The sequence below is a fragment of the Streptomyces sp. NPDC052682 genome (genome assembly GCF_040678435.1).
GTDB lineage: Bacteria > Actinomycetota > Actinomycetes > Streptomycetales > Streptomycetaceae > Streptomyces.
Genome location: NZ_JBFATS010000013.1, coordinates 140,036 through 159,403, shown reverse-complemented (window position 1 = coordinate 159,403; position 19,368 = coordinate 140,036). Strand labels below are relative to the sequence as shown.

Genomic DNA, 19,368 nt, shown 5'->3' with positions numbered 1-19,368 from the left:
CATGAAGATCAAGAAGGGCGACCTGGTCCAGGTCATCACCGGCAAGGACAAGGGCAAGCAGGGCAAGGTCATTGCCGCTTTCCCGCGCGAGGAGCGTGTCCTGGTCGAGGGTGTCAACCGGGTCAAGAAGCACACCAAGGCCGGTCCGACGGCTCGTGGTTCGCAGGCCGGTGGCATCGTGACCGTCGAGGCCCCGATCCACGTCAGCAACGTGATGCTGGTTGTGGAGAAGGACGGCAAGAAGGTCCCGACCCGTGTCGGCTACCGCTTCGACGACGAAGGCAACAAGATCCGCGTTGCCAAGCGGACGGGTGAGGACATCTGATGACGACCACCACCGTGACTCCGCGTCTGAAGCAGAAGTACCGCGAGGAGATCATCGGCAAGCTGCGTGACGAGTTCAAGTACGAGAACGTCATGCAGGTTCCGGGCCTCGTCAAGATCGTGGTCAACATGGGTGTGGGCGACGCCGCCCGCGACTCCAAGCTGATCGAGGGCGCCGTGCGCGACCTCGCCACGATCACCGGCCAGAAGCCGGCCGTCACCAAGGCCCGCAAGTCCATCGCGCAGTTCAAGCTGCGTGAGGGCCAGCCGATCGGTGCCCACGTCACCCTGCGTGGCGACCGCATGTGGGAGTTCCTGGACCGCACCCTGTCGCTCGCGCTGCCGCGCATCCGCGACTTCCGCGGTCTGTCCCCCAAGCAGTTCGACGGCCGGGGCAACTACACCTTCGGTCTCACGGAGCAGGTCATGTTCCACGAGATCGACCAGGACAAGATCGACCGCGTCCGGGGTATGGACATCACCGTGGTCACCACGGCGACCAACGACGAAGAGGGCCGCGCGCTCCTCCGTCACCTCGGCTTCCCGTTCAAGGAGGCGTGAGCGAGATGGCGAAGAAGGCTCTTATCGCGAAGGCTGCTCGCAAGCCCAAGTTCGGTGTGCGCGCGTACACCCGCTGCCAGCGCTGCGGCCGTCCGCACTCCGTGTACCGCAAGTTCGGCCTGTGCCGCGTGTGCCTTCGTGAGATGGCTCACCGTGGCGAGCTGCCGGGCGTGACCAAGAGCTCCTGGTAATCCCGGTAATTCGGGATTCTGGAGCCTCTCGGTAAGCAACTGGGGCGGTCGGATGCCCAAGCCCACATGCCTTAGGCTTGTGGGGTTGGGCGTCTGCCGCCGCCCTTAACGACTTACTACGCCGTAGGTCCACCGCACCGCACCCGCCCCGTCTCGGATCGGGGAGAGGGATGGAGCACCCGGAAACCCCGGCGAGAAAGGCCACAGGCCAATTCATGACCATGACTGATCCGATCGCAGACATGCTGACGCGTCTGCGGAACGCGAACGCGGCGTACCACGACACCGTGTCGATGCCGCACTCCAAGATCAAGTCGCACATCGCGGAGATCCTCCAGCAGGAGGGCTTCATCACGGGCTGGCGCGTCGAGGACGCCGAGGTCGGCAAGAACCTCGTCCTCGAGCTGAAGTTCGGCCCGAACCGTGAGCGCTCCATCGCGGGCATCAAGCGGATCTCCAAGCCCGGTCTCCGGGTGTACGCGAAGTCCACCAACCTGCCGAAGGTCCTCGGCGGCCTGGGCGTGGCGATCATCTCCACGTCCCACGGTCTGCTGACCGACAAGCAGGCGCAGAAGAAGGGCGTGGGTGGGGAAGTCCTCGCCTACGTCTGGTAACTCGGGAACGGAGGAGAGACAGCAATGTCGCGTATCGGCAAGCTCCCCATCCCGGTTCCCGCCGGCGTGGACGTCACCATCGACGGCCGTACGGTCAAGGTCAAGGGCCCCAAGGGCGAACTGACCCACACCGTTGCCGCGCCGATCGAGATCGCTAAGGGCGAGGACGGCACCCTCCAGGTGCTCCGCCCGAACGACGAGCGGCAGAGCAAGGCCCTGCACGGCCTGTCCCGCACGCTGGTGGCGAACATGATCACCGGTGTGACCACGGGATACGTCAAGAAGCTCGAGATCAGCGGTGTCGGTTACCGCGTCCAGGCCAAGGGCTCCAACCTGGAGTTCTCCCTGGGCTACAGCCACCCGATCCTGGTCGAGGCCCCGGAGGGCATCACCTTCAAGGTGGAGACCCCGACCCGTTTCTCGGTCGAGGGCATCGACAAGCAGAAGGTCGGCGAGGTTGCGGCCAACATCCGCAAGCTGCGCAAGCCCGACCCGTACAAGGCCAAGGGCGTCAAGTACGAGGGCGAAGTCATCCGCCGCAAGGTCGGAAAGGCGGGTAAGTAAGCCATGGCATACGGGCAGAAGATCCTCAAGGGCGACGCCTACAAGCGTGCCGCTATCAAGCGTCGCCACATCCGGATCCGCAAGAAGGTCTCGGGTACCGCCGAGCGCCCCCGTCTGGTCGTGACCCGCTCCAACCGCCACATCGTGGCGCAGGTGATCGACGACCTGAAGGGCCACACCCTGGCGTCGGCGTCCACCCTGGACGCGTCGATCCGCGGTGGCGAGGGCGACAAGTCCGCGCAGGCCAAGCAGGTCGGCGCCCTGGTCGCCGAGCGTGCCAAGGCCGCCGGTGTCGAGGCCGTCGTGTTCGACCGTGGTGGCAACCAGTACGCCGGGCGCATCGCCGCCCTGGCCGACGCCGCCCGCGAGGCCGGGCTCAAGTTCTGAGCCACGGTTCCGTAGCTAGCGGAAACAGAGAGAGGTAATTCCAATGGCTGGACCCCAGCGCCGCGGAAGCGGTGCCGGTGGCGGCGAGCGGCGGGACCGGAAGGGCCGTGACGGCGGCGCTGCTGCCGCCGAGAAGACCGCGTACGTTGAGCGCGTCGTCGCGATCAACCGCGTCGCCAAGGTTGTGAAGGGTGGTCGTCGCTTCAGCTTCACCGCGCTGGTCGTGGTGGGCGACGGTGACGGCACCGTGGGTGTCGGATACGGCAAGGCCAAGGAGGTGCCGGCCGCCATCGCCAAGGGCGTTGAGGAGGCCAAGAAGCACTTCTTCAAGGTCCCCCGGATCCAGGGCACCATCCCGCACCCGATCCAGGGTGAGAAGGCTGCCGGTGTCGTGCTCCTCAAGCCGGCGTCGCCGGGTACCGGTGTGATCGCCGGTGGTCCGGTGCGTGCCGTGCTGGAGTGCGCCGGTATCCACGACGTCCTGTCGAAGTCGCTCGGCTCCGACAACGCCATCAACATCGTGCACGCGACCGTGGAGGCCCTGAAGGGCCTGCAGCGTCCCGAGGAGATCGCGGCCCGCCGTGGTCTGCCGCTCGAGGACGTCGCCCCCGCGGCTCTCCTTCGTGCGCGTGCCGGGGTGGGTGCGTAAGCATGGCGCAGCTCAAGATCACCCAGGTGAAGTCGTACATCGGCAGCAAGCAGAACCACCGTGACACCCTGCGTTCGCTTGGCCTGAAGAAGGTCAACGACGTGGTCGTCAAGGAGGACCGCCCCGAGTTCCGCGGCATGGTGCACACCGTCCGCCACCTCGTGACGGTCGAGGAGGTCGACTGATCATGGCGGAGAACAACCCGCTCAAGATCCACAACCTCCGTCCCGCCCCGGGCGCCAAGACCGCCAAGACCCGTGTCGGTCGTGGTGAGGCGTCGAAGGGTAAGACGGCCGGTCGTGGTACCAAGGGCACCAAGGCCCGCTACCAGGTTCCGGAGCGCTTCGAGGGTGGCCAGATGCCGCTCCACATGCGTCTTCCGAAGCTGAAGGGCTTCAAGAACCCGTTCAAGACCGAGTACCAGGTCGTGAACCTCGACAAGCTGGCCAAGCTCTACCCCGAGGGTGGCGAGGTCACGGTCGAGGACCTGGTGGCCAAGGGCGCCGTTCGCAAGAACAGCCTGGTCAAGGTGCTCGGCGAGGGTGAGATCTCCGTGGCGCTGCAGGTGCAGGTCGACAAGGCCTCCGCCTCCGCCAAGGAGAAGATCGCCGCCGCCGGCGGTTCGGTGACCGAGCTCGTCTGAGCCGGGGCCGACCCCTACACGCGGAAGGCCGGGAGTTCCCTCTGGGAGCTCCCGGCCTTTGCGTGTGCCCTGCCCCGCCGTGTCACTCGTACAGGGAGCCCGTACCCGGGAGTAGGGGAGCTCGTACGGGAGTGAGATTGGTTGCGCGGCCCCCGTGATCTCCGTCGCTGACAGCGGGCCGGGGCTGGGCGGAGAATGGCGTGAGGGCGCCAGGAGAGCGTTCTCAGGCATTCTGGAGGCCTCTGGGCCGCTCGGCGGGCCGAAAAGACGGCACATCCGCCGCCGAGGGCGCTGAGCGGGCCTGACAGGAGGTCCCCCCGGGGGGATCCGAGAAGGGACGGGCCGCAGACCGTGTCAAAGGGAGCGCATCGGCTCCGCCGCTGGCCGACAGGGCGGTTTCATGTCGGTGCGGGCTCCGCGTAGGGTAGTCGACACTGTTAGTCTCCCTGATGCCCTGTCGTAGGACTCCGTGCCGGACAGAGCATCAGGAACAGAGAATTCCGTCCTCGCACAACATACCGTCACCTCTCGCGTAGCGAACGCGGGGGTCGCAGGAGGCACCGTGCTCACCGCGTTCGCCCGGGCGTTCAAGACGCCCGACCTGCGCAAGAAGCTGCTGTTCACGCTCGGCATCATCGTGCTCTACCGGGTCGGCACCCACATCCCGATCCCGGGCATCGACTACAAGAGCGTGCAGACCTGTATCGACAACGCCGAGGCCAACTCGGGCCTGTTCGGTCTGGTCAACATGTTCAGCGGCGGCGCGCTGTTGCAGGTCACGGTCTTCGCGCTGGGCATCATGCCGTACATCACGGCGAGCATCATCCTCCAGCTGCTGACCGTGGTGATCCCGCGCCTGGAAGCCCTGAAGAAGGAGGGCCAGGCCGGCACGGCGAAGATCACGCAGTACACCCGCTACCTGACGGTGGCCCTCGCCGTGCTGCAGGGCACCGGCCTGGTGGCCACCGCCCGCAGCGGCGCGCTGTTCCCGAACTGCCCGGTGGCCGGCCAGATCGTCCCGGACCAGTCGATCTTCGTGACCATCACCATGGTCATCTGCATGACCGCCGGTACGGCGCTGGTGATGTGGCTCGGCGAGCTGATCACCGACCGCGGCATCGGCAACGGCATGTCGATCCTGATGTTCATCTCGATCGCCGCCACCTTCCCGTCCGCCCTGTGGGCCATCAAGCAGCAGGGCGACCTCGCGGGCGGCTGGATCGAGTTCGGCACCGTGATCCTCGTCGGCCTGGTCATGGTCGGCCTGGTGGTCTTCGTCGAGCAGGCCCAGCGCCGCATCCCCGTGCAGTACGCCAAGCGGATGATCGGCCGCCGCTCCTACGGCGGTACGTCCACCTACATCCCGCTCAAGGTCAACCAGGCGGGCGTGATCCCGGTCATCTTCGCGTCGTCGCTGCTGTACATCCCGGCGCTGATCGTCCAGTTCACCAACTCGACCGCGGGCTGGGCGACCTGGATCCGGCGGAACCTCGCGGACACGGCCGCGCCGGCGCACATCGCGCTGTACTTCCTGTTGATCGTGTTCTTCGCGTTCTTCTACGTGGCGATCTCGTTCAACCCCGAGGAAGTCGCGGACAACATGAAGAAGTATGGTGGCTTCATCCCGGGCATCCGGGCTGGCCGACCGACCGCTGAGTACCTCAGCTACGTACTCAACCGGATCACCTGGCCGGGGTCGCTGTATCTGGGGCTGATCGCTCTCGTGCCGACGATGGCGTTGGCAGGTTTCGGGGCCAACCAGAACTTCCCGTTCGGCGGTACCAGCATCCTGATCATCGTGGGTGTCGGTCTGGAGACCGTGAAGCAGATCGAGAGCCAGCTCCAGCAGCGCAATTACGAAGGGTTCCTCCGCTGATGCGAATCGTCCTCGTCGGGCCGCCGGGTGCCGGAAAGGGTACGCAGGCCACCCGCCTTGCCGAGAAGCTGCGCATCCCGCACATCTCCACCGGCGACCTGTTCCGGGCCAACATCAGCCGGCAGACGGAGCTCGGGAAGCTCGCGAAGTCCTACATGGACGCCGGCAACCTGGTGCCGGACGAGGTCACCATCGCGATGGCCAAGGACCGCATGGAGCAGCCCGACGCCGAGGGCGGGTTCCTGCTGGACGGCTTCCCGCGCAACGTCTCCCAGGCCGAGGCGCTGGACGAGCTCCTGGAGACCGAGGGCATCACGCTGGATGCGGTGCTGGACCTGGAGGTCCCGGAGGAAGAGGTCGTCAAGCGGATCGCCGGGCGGCGGATCTGCCGCAAGGACTCCAGCCACGTCTTCCACGTGTCGTACAGCCCGCCGAAGCAGGAGGGTGTGTGTGACGTCTGTGGGGGCGAGCTGTACCAGCGGGACGACGACTCCGAGGAGACCGTGCGGACCCGGCTGGAGGTCTACCACACGCAGACCGAGCCGATCATCGACTACTACAAGGCACAGGGGCTGGTCGTGACGATCTCGTCCCTCGGGCCGGTGGACGAGGTCACGAAGCGGGCGCTGGAAGCACTGAAGCGCGAGGAGGCCGCCCAGTAGGGCGCCGTCCTTCCGTCCTGTACGTCGGTGGCAGCCGCGGTTCCCTGTGAGGCAGGGGTCCGCGGCTGTGCTGTGGGGCGTTCGCGCAGCCCGGCGCCACCCGTGCTGTCGTGCGGGTACCTCCCAGGCCCTTGAGGCACTGGGGGAGGCACGATTGCCCGCAGCGGGGGCGGCTCGGTCGCCGGGCGCCGCTGGGGGTGCGGGGCGGAGCCCTGTCGGGGTGTGGGGCGGCGCCCCGGGACCCGGGCTTGTAGCTGACCGCGTCGGGCAGGCGGCTGGGCGGGCGCCGGGGTGCAGGGGCGGAGCCCCCGCCGGGGTCTGGGGCGAAGCTCGGGGCACAGGCCTCTGGCTGACCGCGGCCGGTGGGCAGGCGCCGGGGGTGCAGGGGGCGGAGCCCCCGTCGGGGTTCGGGGCGGAGCCCCGGGCCGGGGCCTTGGGCCGACCGCGTCGGGTGGGCGGGTGGGCAAGTCCCGGGGCCTGTCCACCGGGTGAGCAAGGCCCGTTCGGGCTCAGCGCAGCGACCCGTATCGTTGAAGGGATCCGTCTCTTCCCGGTCCAGAAAGGCCGTAGTCCCCATGGTGCAGATCAAGAGCCCCGAGCAGATCGCCAAGATGCGTGAGGCGGGGCTGGTCGTCGCCGCCATTCACGCGGCCACGCGAGAGGCCGCCGTGCCCGGCGCCACGACGAAGGATCTGGACCAGGTCGCCCGCAAGGTGCTCGCCGAGCACAACGCCAAGCCGAACTTCCTCGGCTACGGCGGCTTCCCGGCCACCATCTGCACCTCCGTCAACGAGGTCGTCGTGCACGGCATCCCCTCCGACGACGTCGTCCTGAAGGACGGGGACATCATCTCCATCGACTGCGGCGCGATCATCGACGGCTGGCACGGCGACGCCGCCTACACGGCCTTCGTGGGCTCCGGCCACGCCCCGGAGCTGATCGAGCTCTCTCGGGTGACCGAGGAGTCGATGTGGGCCGGCATCGCGGCGATGAAGCAGGGCAACCGGCTCGTCGACATCTCCCGGGCCATCGAGACGTACATCCGCCGGCAGCCCAAGCCGGGCGGCGGCCGGTACGGGATCATCGAGGACTACGGCGGTCACGGCATCGGCACCGAGATGCACATGGACCCGCACCTGCTGAACTACGTCGACCGGCGGCGCGGCAAGGGCCCCAAGCTGGTCCCGGGCTTCTGCCTGGCCATCGAGCCCATGGTGTCGCTGGGGACGGCGAAGACGGTGGTCCTGGAGGACGACTGGACGGTCGTCACGACCGACGGCACCTGGTCCTCGCACTGGGAGCACTCGGTCGCCCTCACGGAGGACGGACCGCTGGTGCTGACCGCCCCCGACGGCGGCAAGGCCAAGCTCGCCGAGTACGGCATCACGGCCGCCCCCGACCCGCTCGCCTAGAGATCGCATAATGATCTCCGGCGTGGGGCAGGCTTCCCCGACCACGCCCGAATTCGTGTTTCCGCGTGCCCTGACGTAGACTGACTCGTCGGCTCTTGTGTACCCGCATGTCCGCGTGCGGTGCGCGGAGTCGATCAAGGTAGTCGATTCGAAGGGCGAAGCGTGGCCAAGAAGCAAGGTGCCATCGAGATCGAGGGCACTGTCGTCGAGTCTCTGCCGAACGCCATGTTCAAGGTCGAGCTCCAGAACGGCCACCAGGTCCTGGCACACATCAGCGGCAAGATGCGGATGCACTACATCCGTATCCTCCCTGACGACCGGGTCGTGGTGGAGCTGTCTCCGTACGACCTGACGCGTGGCCGGATCGTCTACCGCTACAAGTAGATCTTGCCTGCGCCCCGGTCCGCCGGGGTGGTGGCACTGACCCGGAGAACCTCACCCCATGAAGGTCAAGCCGAGCGTCAAGAAGATCTGCGACAAGTGCAGGGTGATCCGCCGTCACGGCCGGGTCATGGTCATCTGCGAGAACCCGCGCCACAAGCAGCGCCAGGGCTGACGCACGACCTCCCTCTGCGACTTCGCAGGGCTTCGCGCGACGCGAGCTGAATTTGTTCATACGCAGGGCCCGAACCGCAGCAGCGGCTCGACACCCCCGGTTCGGAGGCCGGGGACCCAGTCCGTACCTGATACGGCGGCTGGGAACCGGTCCTGTGGCAGACCTCCGAAGATCACCAGGAGCCATTGAATGGCACGCGTTTCCGGTGTCGACATCCCGCGCGACAAGCGCGTGGAGATCGCCCTGACCTACGTGTTCGGCATCGGCCGGACCCTTTCCCAGCAGACGCTGGCCGCCACCGGCGTGGACCCGAACACCCGTGTTCGGGACCTCACCGAGGAGCAGCTGGTCGCGATCCGCGAGTACGTCGACAACAACCTCAAGACCGAGGGTGACCTCCGTCGCGAGATCCAGGCCGACATCCGCCGCAAGGTCGAGATCGGCACGTACCAGGGTCTGCGCCACCGCCGCGGTCTGCCGGTCCGTGGTCAGCGCACCAGCACCAACGCCCGCACCCGCAAGGGCCCGCGTCGCGCCATCGCCGGCAAGAAGAAGCCGGGCAAGAAGTAGTCCGCAGCGGACACCTGTCCACGGTCTTCGCTGTAGGACCGACCACCTCCCGTAGGAGTTAGAGATGCCCCCCAAGGGACGTCAGGGCGCTGCCAAGAAGGTGCGCCGCAAGGAAAAGAAGAACGTCGCTCACGGCCACGCGCACATCAAGAGCACGTTCAACAACACGATCGTCTCCATCACGGACCCGTCCGGCAACGTGATCTCCTGGGCCTCCGCCGGCCACGTCGGCTTCAAGGGCTCCCGGAAGTCCACGCCGTTCGCCGCGCAGATGGCCGCCGAGTCGGCCGCCCGCCGCGCCCAGGAGCACGGCATGCGCAAGGTCGACGTCTTCGTCAAGGGCCCGGGCTCCGGTCGTGAGACCGCGATCCGCTCCCTGCAGGCGACCGGCCTCGAGGTCGGCTCCATCCAGGACGTCACGCCGACCCCGCACAACGGCTGCCGTCCGCCGAAGCGCCGCCGCGTCTGACGCACGGCTCTTCGCCGCAGGAATTCGGGCGGTACGGTCCGTACGGGTCGTACCGCCCGTACCCTTGCATTACCCGCTCCCTCCCGGGTGCGGCTTTCGAGTCGGGCGTCAAATAGCGGGCGCCCCCGACTGAAGGATCTGATCCACACATGCTGATCGCTCAGCGTCCCTCGTTGACCGAAGAGGTCGTCGACGAGTTCCGCTCCCGGTTCGTGATCGAGCCGCTGGAGCCGGGCTTCGGCTACACCCTCGGCAACTCCCTGCGCCGTACCCTCCTGTCCTCGATCCCGGGTGCCGCTGTCACCAGCATCCGTATCGACGGCGTCCTGCACGAGTTCACCACCGTGCCGGGCGTCAAGGAGGACGTCACCGACCTGATCCTCAACATCAAGCAGCTGGTCGTGTCGAGCGAGCACGACGAGCCCGTGGTGATGTACCTGCGCAAGCAGGGTCCGGGTCTGGTCACCGCCGCCGACATCGCGCCGCCGGCCGGTGTCGAGGTGCACAACCCCGACCTCGTCCTCGCCACGCTCAACGGCAAGGGCAAGCTGGAGATGGAGCTGACGGTCGAGCGCGGCCGCGGTTACGTCTCCGCCGTGCAGAACAAGCAGGTCGGTCAGGAGATCGGGCGCATCCCGGTCGACTCGATCTATTCGCCGGTTCTCAAGGTCACCTACAAGGTCGAGGCGACCCGTGTCGAGCAGCGCACCGACTTCGACAAGCTGATCGTCGACGTCGAGACCAAGCAGGCCATGCGTCCGCGTGACGCCATGGCGTCGGCTGGCAAGACCCTGGTCGAGCTGTTCGGTCTGGCCCGGGAGCTCAACATCGACGCCGAGGGCATCGACATGGGTCCGTCCCCGACGGACGCCGCCCTCGCCGCCGACCTGGCGCTGCCGATCGAGGAGCTGGAGCTCACCGTCCGCTCCTACAACTGCCTCAAGCGCGAGGGCATCCACTCCGTGGGTGAGCTCGTCGCGCGGTCCGAGGCGGACCTCCTCGACATCCGCAACTTCGGTGCGAAGTCGATCGACGAGGTCAAGGCGAAGCTGGCCGGCATGGGCCTGGCCCTGAAGGACAGCCCGCCCGGATTCGACCCGACCGCCGCCGCCGACGCGTTCGGCGCGGACGACGACGCGGACTCCGGTTTCGTCGAGACCGAGCAGTACTGAGTCGTTCCCGGGGGCTTGACACGCCCCCGGGGCCCCGCCCCTCTCCCCGCGGGAGGGGCTGGTTGTTGCCGGTGAGCAGCCGCTCACCGGGTCCTGACCCCGGTACCTGATACGGCCGGGGCAGATACCAAGGAGAAGAACCATGCCGAAGCCCACCAAGGGTGCCCGTCTGGGCGGCAGCGCCGCGCACGAGAAGCTGATGCTCGCGAACCTCGCGAGGTCGCTCTTCGAGCACGGTCGTATCACCACCACCGAGGCGAAGGCCCGCCGCCTGCGCCCGTACGCCGAGCGTCTGATCACCAAGGCGAAGAAGGGCGACCTTCACAACCGCCGTCAGGTGCTGCAGGTCATCACGGACAAGAGCGTCGTCCACACGCTCTTCACCGAGATCGGCCCGCGCTACGAGAACCGTCCGGGTGGCTACACCCGTATCACCAAGATCGGCAACCGTCGGGGCGACAACGCGCCCATGGCGGTCATCGAGCTGGTCGAGGCGCTGACGGTGGCGCAGCAGGCGACCGGTGAGGCCGAGGCCGCGACCAAGCGTGCGGTCAAGGAGGCCGAGGAGGCCAAGGCGGAGGAGACCAAGGCCGACGAGGCCCCGGTCGAGGACGCCAAGGCCGAGGACGCCAAGGCCGAGGAGTCCGCGGACGAGGAGTCCAAGGACGCCTGAGGCACTGCCGAGCGTCACAGCGGGTCCGTCCTTCGGGGCGGGCCCGCTTTCGTGCACCTGAGAGGATGCGTACGTGAGCGATGAAGTACAGCCCGGGTACGTCCGGATCCGCCTGGACCTGTCCTACGACGGCACCGACTTCTCCGGGTGGGCCAAGCAGGCCGGCGGGCGGCGGACCGTCCAGGGGGAGATCGAGGACGCGCTGCGGACCGTGACACGGTCGCGGGAGACGTACGAGCTGACCGTCGCCGGACGCACCGATGCCGGGGTGCACGCGCGGGGGCAGGTGGCGCACGTCGATCTGCCGCGTGAGGTGTGGGCCGAGCACAGCCAGAAACTGCTCAAGCGGCTTGCCGGGCGGCTGCCGAGGGATGTGCGGGTGTGGGCGCTCAGGGAGGCGCCTGTCGGCTTCAATGCCCGCTTCTCAGCCGTGTGGCGCCGGTACGCGTACCGGGTGACCGACAACCCCGGTGGGGTCGACCCGCTGCTGCGCAACCACGTGCTGTGGCACGACTGGCCGCTGGACGTCGACGCGATGAACGAGGCCGCGCGGGGGCTGCTCGGTGAGCACGACTTCGCCGCGTACTGCAAGAAGCGCGAAGGGGCCACGACCATCCGGACCCTGCAGGAACTGAGCCTGGTCCGGGGGGACGACGGGATCGTCACGGCGACGGTGCGGGCCGACGCCTTCTGCCACAACATGGTGCGGTCGCTGATCGGGGCGCTGCTGTTCGTGGGGGACGGGCACCGGGGGACGGAGTGGCCCGCGAAGGTGCTGGCGGCGGGGGTGCGGGACTCCGCCGTGCATGTGGTGCGGCCGCACGGGCTGACCTTGGAGGAGGTCGGGTATCCGGCCGACGAGCTGCTTGCCGCGCGCAACCGTGAGGCGCGGAACAAGAGGGTGCTGCCGGGGGCGGGGTGCTGCTGAGCCGGGTGCCGGGGGCGGGCCCGTCGGTGCCGGGTGGGAGCGCGCCCCGGCACCGGGCCGTCACTCGTTCGCCGCTGCCGAGGCCTGGACCTCGCCTCTGCGGTGGATCTGACGGAAGGTGAACTCGGCCAGGTTGTCGCCGGTCGTGAAGACCGCCGTGTCCTGCTCCGTGACGTTCTTGCCGCTGGTGAAGCCGGCGTTGGTGAAGTAGGCGTAGCGGCCGTAGGAGTTGGTGGTCGTACGGCAGACGCCGGAGTTGCAGAAGTCCTTCACCCCGCCGCCGGAGAGCGACTTGACGAAGCTCTTGCGGTCGGCCTGGTCCTTGACCTTGGTGGCCTGCGCCTCGGTGGCGAAGACCGCCACGCCGACCGTGACCGCGATGCCGTCCTTGGTGTAGGTGACGCGTATCAGGCGGGTGCAGTCGTTCGCGGTGAGGATCTTGGGCAGGGTGCCGCCGGAGGCCGAGGCGCAGTTCCTGGTGTCGGCCGTGGGGCCCTTCTTGTACACCGTCTCGCCCATGGTGAGCTGCGTGCCCGGGAAGAGGATCTCCGGGCTGAGCGGGGCCGTGTCCTTCCTGGCGCTGGAGACGAAGTCCTTCGGGTCCAGCGGGGGCGGGGCACTGGTCGGGGCGAACGACGGGGCCGAGGCGCTCGCGCTCGGGATGTCGGTCGCTGGCAGCTGGGAGGTCGGGTTGTTCGACGCCTGGCTCTTGCCGTTCGCCGAGACGACCGCCACGGCGACGGCCGCGGCGATCCCCACGGTGGCCAGTGCGCCACCGCCGATGAACAGCAGCCTGCGCCGCCTGTTGCGGGCCTCGGACGCCTCAGCGAGCGCCGCCCAGTCCGGCGCCTGAGTCCCGCCGCCACTGGTCCAGGGCTGCTGGGAGTGCGGTTTCCAGGGATCCCACTGGGACTGAGGTCCCCCCTGCCCATAACTCATGGGGCGCATCTTAGACGGGTCAAGAGGCGTGCTGTTCCGCCTCATTGAGCTCCGGACCCCCTAGCGTTCCTCCCATGAGGACGGGCAAAAGCGACATCTCCGGGTGGTTGGTGCGGCCGGCCGGCCGGCATCTGTGGGCGGCGCTGGTGGCGGTGCTGTGCGCGTCGGCGGCCGGCAGCGCACGCGCCGTCCCGGGCGGGGGGATGGACAACGCGATCGTGGTGCGGGCCGCGCGGACCTGGCTGGCGGGCGGTTCGCCGTACGACGATCCGCACTTCCTGTATCTGCCGGGCGCCGTCCTGGCGGCGGTCCCGCAGGCGCTGCTGCCGCAGGGGGTGCTGCGCGTGCTGGTGCCGGTCGCGGTGACGGGCTGCCTGGTGTTCGGCTGGGCCTGCGCGCTGCGTCTGCACCGCGTGCCGCTGCACAGCCGGTTCGCGGCGCTCGGACTGCTCGCCTTGGCGGTGGGCTTCGCGCCTTTCGGGCACCTGGTGCGGCTGGGCAACTGGACCGCCGTGGCCGTGCTGGCGCTGCCGCTGTCCCTGCTGCTGGCCGGGCACGGCCGGTGGCCGGCCGCGGGCGCGGTGCTGGGCCTGGCCGTGGCGCTGAAGCCGCTGCTCGTGCCGATGGCGCTGCTGTTCGTCTTCGCGCGCCGCTGGCGGGCCCTGGGCGTCCTGGCCGGCGTGCCGTTGGTCACCTCGGTGCCGGCAGCGCTGCTGCTGCCCGACCCGGCCGGCTTCCTCACCCGGACCCTGCCGTTCCTGCTGCGCGGCGACGACGGCTTCGTACGGCTCTACGAGGCCTCCCCGGCGGCCGTCCTGCCGAGGCTGGGCGTGCCGGAGCCGCTCGCCGGGGCGGTCGCAGTGCTGGCCGCGGCGGCCGGGGTGGGGTGCGCGTACCGGCGCTGGCGGCGTGCCGACCCGGGCCCGCTGCGGCTGGTGGAGACCTCCGCCGGACTGATGCTCTCGGCGTTCCTGGTGTCCAGGCCGTCGTACGACCACTACCTCCTGGTCGTGCTGCCGCTGCTGCTCGCCGGGCTGCCGTGCCCGGGGTCGGTGGCGCGGCGGCCCTGGTTCTGGCTCGGGATGCTTCCGCAGGTCCCGGGGGTGTCGTGGCCGTTCCTGGAGTCGGGGCGGCGGCGGGCCTTCAAGGACGCGGTCACGCTGGGTGTGCTGGCGGTGACGGTAGCCCGGCAGACGTTCGGGCCGCGCCCGGCGCAGCGTTCCGGCGCGCTGGTGGGTCCGCGGCGGGAGCCCGGGGGCCGTACACTCGACGTCGGCAGTGATCCCGCGTTTTGACCCCCTCGGGGCGCCCCGGTATCCTGCCTATTCGTTGTGTATTGGCTTGCTCATTCTCACGGGACGGGCCCTTACACCGGTCCACCGGGCCGATGACCAGCGACCAGCACGCGGTTTGCGTCACCGCAGTGCGGTCTAGGCTGTCGTGATCGTTTCGGTGACCTTGTCTAGGACCATTCACTCGAAGCGAAGGCTACGAACCGTGCGTACGTACAGCCCCAAGCCCGGCGATGTGACGCGCCAGTGGCACGTCATCGACGCTCAGGACGTTGTCCTGGGCCGTCTCGCCAGCACTGCCGCCACCCTTCTGCGGGGCAAGCACAAGCCGATCTACGCGCCGCACGTCGACGCTGGTGACTTCGTCATCATCATCAACGCCGACAAGGTGCACCTGTCCGGCAACAAGCGGACCCAGAAGATGGCGTACCGCCACTCCGGCTACCCGGGTGGTCTGCGCTCCGTCCGTTACGACGAGCTGCTCGACAAGAACCCCGAGAAGGCCATCGAGAAGGCCGTCAAGGGCATGCTCCCGAAGAACTCCCTGGGCCGTCAGATGCTCTCGAAGCTGAAGGTCTACAAGGGTGACCAGCACCCGCACGGCGCGCAGCAGCCGCAGCCGTACGAGATCACCCAGGTCGCGCAGTAAGTCCGGCCACCCCCTAAGACTGAAGAGAATCTGAGGAGAATCGTGGCCGAGACCACTGCCGAGCAGCCGCTCGAAGAGCTTGACATCGACAGCTACACCACCGAGTCCGAGGTCCCCGTCGAGGGCGAGTACACCTCGGAGTCCCTCGCCTCCCGCTTCGGCGAGCCCCAGCCGGCCGCCGGCCTGGGCCGCCGCAAGGAGGCCATCGCCCGTGTCCGGATCGTCCCGGGCACCGGCAAGTGGAAGATCAACGGTCGCTCCCTCGAGGACTACTTCCCGAACAAGGTCCACCAGCAGGAAGTCAACGAGCCCTTCAAGGTGCTCGAGCTCGAGGGCCGTTACGACGTCATCGCCCGTATCTCGGGTGGCGGTGTCTCCGGTCAGGCCGGTGCGCTCCGTCTCGGTGTCGCCCGCGCGCTGAACGAGGCCGACGTCGACAACAACCGCGGCCCGCTGAAGAAGGCCGGCTTCCTGCGCCGCGACGACCGCGCGGTCGAGCGGAAGAAGGCCGGTCTGAAGAAGGCCCGCAAGGCTCCGCAGTACAGCAAGCGCTAAGCGCGTCCGCTGTTCCTGCAACGAAACGCCCCGGCGGCACGGTCTGTGCCGCCGGGGCGGTTCGTTTGGCAGCGATCGTTTGCAACTCCCGACGACTGCGGTCAGTCTCAGGGGGATGTACTCGGCCCGGGCCCGGCCCGGACACTCGAGTGAGCCGCACTTTCTTGAGCAATTCGGAGGACACCACAGTGGGACGACTCTTCGGCACGGACGGCGTGCGCGGTGTCGCCAACGCGGACCTGACGGCCGAGATGGCGCTCGGCCTCTCCGTCGCCGCGGCGCACGTACTGGCCGAGGCGGGCACGTTCGAAGGACACCGGCCGACCGCGGTGGTCGGGCGTGACCCGCGCGCGTCCGGGGAGTTCCTGGAAGCCGCCGTGGTCGCCGGACTGGCCAGTGCCGGAGTGGACGTCCTGCGGGTCGGCGTGCTGCCGACGCCGGCCGTGGCGTACCTCACGGGCGCGCTCGGCGCCGACCTCGGTGTGATGCTCTCCGCGAGCCACAACGCCATGCCCGACAACGGCGTCAAGTTCTTCGCCCGCGGCGGCCACAAGCTCGCCGACGAGCTGGAGGACCGTATCGAGGCCGTGTACGAGGAGCACAAGCGCGGCGAGCCGTGGCAGCGGCCCACCGGCGCCGGTGTCGGGCGGGTCCGCGCGTACGAGGAGGGCGCCGAGCGGTACGTCGAGCACCTGCTCGGGGTGCTGCCGAACCGGCTCGACGGCCTGAAGATCGTGCTCGACGAGGCGCACGGCGCGGCCTCCCGGGTCTCGCCGGAGGCGTTCGCGCGGGCCGGCGCCGAGGTCGTCACGATCGGGGCCGAGCCGGACGGGCTCAACATCAACGACGGGTGCGGTTCCACCCACCTGGACCAGCTGAAGGCCGCCGTCGTCGCCCACGGCGCCGACCTGGGCATCGCCCACGACGGCGACGCCGACCGCTGCCTGGCCGTCGACCACACCGGCGAGGAGGTGGACGGCGACCAGATCCTGGCTGTGCTCGCGCTGGCCCTGCGGGAACGCTCCGCGCTGCGGTCCGACACCGTCGTGGCGACCGTCATGTCCAACCTCGGCTTCAAGCTGGCCATGGAGCGGGAGGGCATCCGGCTCGTCCAGACCGCGGTCGGGGACCGGTACGTGCTGGAGGAGATGAAGGAGCACGGCTTCGCGCTGGGCGGTGAGCAGTCCGGGCACGTGATCATCCTCGATCACGCGACCACGGGCGACGGCACCCTGACCGGGCTGCTGCTGGCGGCGCGGGTCGCGCAGAGCGGCCGTACGCTGCGGGAGCTGGCGTCCGTGATGGAGCGGCTGCCGCAGGTGCTGGTGAACGTGCCCGACGTGGACAAGTCGCGGGTCCGTACGAGTACGGAGCTGGCGGCGGCGGTGTCGGACGCGGAGCGGGAGCTCGGGGAGACCGGGCGGGTGCTGCTGCGGCCTTCGGGGACCGAGCCGTTGGTGCGGGTGATGGTCGAGGCGGCGGATATCGAGCAGGCCCGGTCTGTCGCGGGGCGGCTGGCTGATGTCGTGAAGTCGGCGTTGGGGTAGTCGGGTTTCCGGGTGCGGGGTGGGGATCTGTGGTCTGCGGGCCGCGGGTTGGTCCGTGGCTTGTCGCGCAGTTCCCCGCGCCCCTAGGCGCGCTGCCGTTGGCGTCGCCAGAGCCACTTCTGGGTCAGCAGGGTCAGGGTGCCGGCCAGGATGATGCCGAGCAGGTTGAGCAGGAGCTGTTCCGTCGAACCCCAGGTCTGCTTCGTGTCGCCGTAGCTGAGGGCCACCGCCGCGTTGGCGGCGGCCGGGACCGTGGTCACCGAGATCGCGACGCCGACCAGGGCGCCCGACTTGGCGGAGGTCAGGGAGAGGGTGCCCGCGGCGCCGGCGAGGATCGCCACGACGAAGGAGAACCAGTCGGGGGCGTAGATGAAGCCGGTGTTGGGGCGGTCGCTCTCCAGCTTCCCCTCGCTGAACAGGTTCACCGCGTCCATGAAGTGGCTGAAGCCGACCGTCACCGCCATCGCCGCGGCGAAGCCCACCAGCAGGGCGGTCAGCGAACGCAGCGCCAGGCGGGGCGCACGCTGCACCACCGCCGTGCAGATGCCCGCGAGCGGACCGAACTCCGGGCCCACCGCCATCGCGCCCACGATCAGGATGGCGTTGTCCAGCACCACACCGCAGGCCGCGATCATGGTGGCCAGCGTGAGGAACGCCAGGTAGGTGACCGACAGCGTCGACTCCTCGTGCGTGGCGTCGGTCAGGTGCTCCCACAGCACCGCGTCCGCGCCCTCGCCCGGCGCCTCGGCCTCCGCCTTGTCGGCCCGCTTCGACAGCGACAGGTCGATGTTCTCGACGGCGATGGAGCCGCAGTCCTCCAGGTCCATCTCCCGCAGGAGGCCGAGGAGTTCGTCGCCCGCCTCCCGGGCCACGTCGCACATCACGACGTCCCCGGCGGGGTTGCGGGCCGCGCCCGGCAGCACGACGAGATGCGTGGTGCCGACCGTCCCCTCGATCAGACGGACCACGTCACCGGTCTTCTCGGACGGCGTGATCAGGCGCAGATGCAGCATGGCGGCAGCGTAACGGTCACAGTTTGCGCAGGCTCAGGCGCTGCACCTTGTGGTCCGGGCCCTTGCGCAGCACCAGGGTGGCGCGGCCGCGGGTGGGGGCGATGTTCTCCACCAGGTTGGGCCGGTTGATCGTGCGCCACATGGTGCGGGCGTAGTCGAGGGCCTCCTCCTCGGAGACCTGGGTGTACTTGCGGAAGTACGACGACGGGTCCTGGAACGCGGTCGCGCGCAGCTTCTTGAAGCGGTCGAGGTACCAGCCCTCGATGTCCTCGGTGCGGGCGTCGACGTACACGCTGAAGTCGAAGTAGTCGGCCAGCCCGACCCGGGTGCGGCCGTCCTTGCCGGGCAGGGCGGGCTGAAGCACGTTCAGGCCCTCGACGATGAGGATGTCGGGGCGGCGGACGGTGAGCTTCTCGCCGGGCACGATGTCGTAGATGAGGTGGGAGTAGACGGGGGCGGTGACCTCGTCCTTGCCCGCCTTGATGTCGGCGACGAACCGGGTGAGGGCGCGGCGGTCGTACGACTCGGGGAAACCTTTCCGCGACATCAGGCCGCGGGCCTGGAGCTCCTTGGTGGGCAGCAGGAAGCCGTCGGTGGTGACGAGCTCCACGCGGGGGTGCTCGGGCCAGCGGCGCAGCAGGGCCTGCAGGAGGCGGGCGACGGTGGACTTGCCGACGGCGACGGAACCGGCGACCCCTATGACGAAGGGGGTGCCGGCCTGGGAGCCCTGTTCGCCGAGGAAGGTGTTCAGGGCGCCTCTGAGGCCGTCGGTGGCGCCGACGTAGAGGTTGAGGAGCCGGGAGAGCGGCAGGTAGATGTCCCGCACCTCGTCCAGGTCGATCACGTCACCGAGGCCGCGCAGCTTCTCGACCTCCTCGGCGGTGAGGGGGAGCGGCGTCTTGTCGCGCAGGGCGCTCCACTCCGCGCGGGTGAGGTCGACGTAGGGAGTCGCCTCCGGCCGCTGCCGGTGGGCGCTCCGGGGCATCGAGGAGACCGGAGAGATCACAGTCCATTGTTAACGGAGTTTGAACGGCGTGGGGGGTGGGGTCGGTCACGCCACCGGCCCCGGCACCCGTGGGTTTTTCCGATTTCGGGCAGGGAGTGCCGCGATCCGGGCGAGAA

Annotated in this window: 26 protein-coding genes; 23 read left to right on the top strand and 3 right to left on the bottom strand. The window is 68.9% G+C overall.

The window, feature by feature from the left end; translation table 11 throughout:
- The first annotated feature begins 1 nt into the window (after position 1).
- The 19 genes from rplX to truA all read left to right on the top strand — a co-directional run bounded on the left by rplX (position 2) and on the right by truA (position 12,251).
- Positions 2-325, top strand: coding sequence for a 50S ribosomal protein L24 (rplX, locus tag AB0K80_RS21945; RefSeq protein ID WP_365672105.1), 324 nt, complete (start codon positions 2-4; stop codon positions 323-325).
- The gene (rplE, locus tag AB0K80_RS21940; protein ID WP_365672103.1) at positions 325-885 is read left to right on the top strand and encodes a 50S ribosomal protein L5; all 561 of its coding nucleotides are present in this window, start codon (positions 325-327) and stop codon (positions 883-885) included. The genes rplX and rplE overlap by 1 nt, the downstream gene beginning before the upstream one ends.
- Before the next feature lie 5 nt (positions 886-890).
- Complete coding sequence (locus tag AB0K80_RS21935) at positions 891-1,076, top strand: type Z 30S ribosomal protein S14 (protein ID WP_003956452.1); 186 nt, start codon at positions 891-893, stop codon at positions 1,074-1,076.
- A gap of 215 nt (positions 1,077-1,291) precedes the next feature.
- The gene (gene rpsH, locus AB0K80_RS21930) at positions 1,292-1,690 is read left to right on the top strand and encodes a 30S ribosomal protein S8 (RefSeq protein WP_365672101.1); all 399 of its coding nucleotides are present in this window, start codon (positions 1,292-1,294) and stop codon (positions 1,688-1,690) included.
- Positions 1,691-1,714: 24 nt separating this feature from the next.
- On the top strand, positions 1,715-2,254 hold the full coding sequence (gene rplF / locus AB0K80_RS21925; protein ID WP_365672099.1) for a 50S ribosomal protein L6: 540 nt from the start codon (positions 1,715-1,717) through the stop codon (positions 2,252-2,254).
- Between the two features lie 3 nt (positions 2,255-2,257).
- The gene (gene rplR, locus AB0K80_RS21920; protein ID WP_029380981.1) at positions 2,258-2,641 is read left to right on the top strand and encodes a 50S ribosomal protein L18; all 384 of its coding nucleotides are present in this window, start codon (positions 2,258-2,260) and stop codon (positions 2,639-2,641) included.
- A 43-nt stretch (positions 2,642-2,684) separates the two neighbouring features.
- Positions 2,685-3,290, top strand: a complete 606-nt coding sequence (rpsE, locus tag AB0K80_RS21915) for a 30S ribosomal protein S5 (protein ID WP_014674381.1) — start codon at positions 2,685-2,687, stop codon at positions 3,288-3,290.
- 2 nt (positions 3,291-3,292) lie between these two features.
- On the top strand, positions 3,293-3,475 hold the full coding sequence (gene rpmD / locus AB0K80_RS21910; RefSeq protein WP_004984515.1) for a 50S ribosomal protein L30: 183 nt from the start codon (positions 3,293-3,295) through the stop codon (positions 3,473-3,475).
- A gap of 2 nt (positions 3,476-3,477) precedes the next feature.
- Positions 3,478-3,933 (top strand): 50S ribosomal protein L15, encoded by a 456-nt coding sequence (rplO, locus tag AB0K80_RS21905; RefSeq protein ID WP_289933205.1) that lies wholly within the window; start codon positions 3,478-3,480, stop codon positions 3,931-3,933.
- Between the two features lie 562 nt (positions 3,934-4,495).
- Positions 4,496-5,809, top strand: a complete 1,314-nt coding sequence (gene secY / locus AB0K80_RS21900) for a preprotein translocase subunit SecY (RefSeq protein ID WP_365672096.1) — start codon at positions 4,496-4,498, stop codon at positions 5,807-5,809.
- Positions 5,809-6,471 (top strand): adenylate kinase, encoded by a 663-nt coding sequence (locus tag AB0K80_RS21895; RefSeq protein ID WP_365672094.1) that lies wholly within the window; start codon positions 5,809-5,811, stop codon positions 6,469-6,471. Before secY ends, AB0K80_RS21895 begins: the two co-directional genes overlap by 1 nt.
- Positions 6,472-7,046: 575 nt before the next feature.
- Entirely contained in the window at positions 7,047-7,883 is an 837-nt protein-coding gene (gene map, locus AB0K80_RS21890) for a type I methionyl aminopeptidase (protein WP_365672092.1), read from the top strand.
- A gap of 162 nt (positions 7,884-8,045) precedes the next feature.
- Complete coding sequence (infA, locus tag AB0K80_RS21885; protein WP_003948620.1) at positions 8,046-8,267, top strand: translation initiation factor IF-1; 222 nt, start codon at positions 8,046-8,048, stop codon at positions 8,265-8,267.
- A 58-nt stretch (positions 8,268-8,325) separates the two neighbouring features.
- Positions 8,326-8,439 (top strand): 50S ribosomal protein L36, encoded by a 114-nt coding sequence (rpmJ, locus tag AB0K80_RS21880; RefSeq protein ID WP_003998809.1) that lies wholly within the window; start codon positions 8,326-8,328, stop codon positions 8,437-8,439.
- A gap of 189 nt (positions 8,440-8,628) precedes the next feature.
- Positions 8,629-9,009, top strand: a complete 381-nt coding sequence (gene rpsM, locus AB0K80_RS21875) for a 30S ribosomal protein S13 (RefSeq protein ID WP_365672090.1) — start codon at positions 8,629-8,631, stop codon at positions 9,007-9,009.
- A 64-nt stretch (positions 9,010-9,073) separates the two neighbouring features.
- A complete protein-coding gene (gene rpsK, locus AB0K80_RS21870; protein WP_003956432.1) occupies positions 9,074-9,478 on the top strand; it encodes a 30S ribosomal protein S11 in 405 nt (134 codons plus the stop codon).
- Positions 9,479-9,627: 149 nt separating this feature from the next.
- On the top strand, positions 9,628-10,650 hold the full coding sequence (locus tag AB0K80_RS21865; protein ID WP_028420758.1) for a DNA-directed RNA polymerase subunit alpha: 1,023 nt from the start codon (positions 9,628-9,630) through the stop codon (positions 10,648-10,650).
- Between the two features lie 142 nt (positions 10,651-10,792).
- Positions 10,793-11,323, top strand: a complete 531-nt coding sequence (rplQ, locus tag AB0K80_RS21860; RefSeq protein WP_365672088.1) for a 50S ribosomal protein L17 — start codon at positions 10,793-10,795, stop codon at positions 11,321-11,323.
- Positions 11,324-11,396: 73 nt separating this feature from the next.
- Positions 11,397-12,251, top strand: coding sequence for a tRNA pseudouridine(38-40) synthase TruA (gene truA / locus AB0K80_RS21855; RefSeq protein ID WP_365672086.1), 855 nt, complete (start codon positions 11,397-11,399; stop codon positions 12,249-12,251).
- 60 nt (positions 12,252-12,311) lie between these two features.
- Here truA and AB0K80_RS21850 read toward each other — a convergent pair whose 3' ends face one another.
- Positions 12,312-13,190: a hypothetical protein gene (locus AB0K80_RS21850; protein WP_365672084.1), complete on the bottom strand. Its 879-nt coding sequence runs from the start codon at positions 13,188-13,190 to the stop codon at positions 12,312-12,314.
- 74 nt (positions 13,191-13,264) lie between these two features.
- Between AB0K80_RS21850 and AB0K80_RS21845 the strand changes: the two genes are divergently transcribed.
- From AB0K80_RS21845 to glmM, 4 genes are all read left to right on the top strand, one after another.
- On the top strand, positions 13,265-14,485 hold the full coding sequence (locus tag AB0K80_RS21845; protein WP_365672082.1) for a glycosyltransferase family 87 protein: 1,221 nt from the start codon (positions 13,265-13,267) through the stop codon (positions 14,483-14,485).
- 202 nt (positions 14,486-14,687) lie between these two features.
- Positions 14,688-15,131, top strand: coding sequence for a 50S ribosomal protein L13 (gene rplM, locus AB0K80_RS21840; protein WP_031118775.1), 444 nt, complete (start codon positions 14,688-14,690; stop codon positions 15,129-15,131).
- A 42-nt stretch (positions 15,132-15,173) separates the two neighbouring features.
- On the top strand, positions 15,174-15,686 hold the full coding sequence (gene rpsI / locus AB0K80_RS21835; RefSeq protein ID WP_365672080.1) for a 30S ribosomal protein S9: 513 nt from the start codon (positions 15,174-15,176) through the stop codon (positions 15,684-15,686).
- Between the two features lie 188 nt (positions 15,687-15,874).
- Complete coding sequence (gene glmM / locus AB0K80_RS21830) at positions 15,875-17,233, top strand: phosphoglucosamine mutase (RefSeq protein WP_365672078.1); 1,359 nt, start codon at positions 15,875-15,877, stop codon at positions 17,231-17,233.
- A gap of 83 nt (positions 17,234-17,316) precedes the next feature.
- On the opposite strand, the gene AB0K80_RS21825 is transcribed toward glmM, so the two are convergent.
- Together AB0K80_RS21825 and coaA are read right to left on the bottom strand one after the other, a co-directional pair.
- Entirely contained in the window at positions 17,317-18,246 is a 930-nt protein-coding gene (locus tag AB0K80_RS21825) for a DUF389 domain-containing protein (protein ID WP_365672076.1), read from the bottom strand.
- Positions 18,247-18,262: 16 nt separating this feature from the next.
- Complete coding sequence (gene coaA / locus AB0K80_RS21820) at positions 18,263-19,231, bottom strand: type I pantothenate kinase (RefSeq protein WP_365672074.1); 969 nt, start codon at positions 19,229-19,231, stop codon at positions 18,263-18,265.
- Positions 19,232-19,368: the final 137 nt, after the last annotated feature.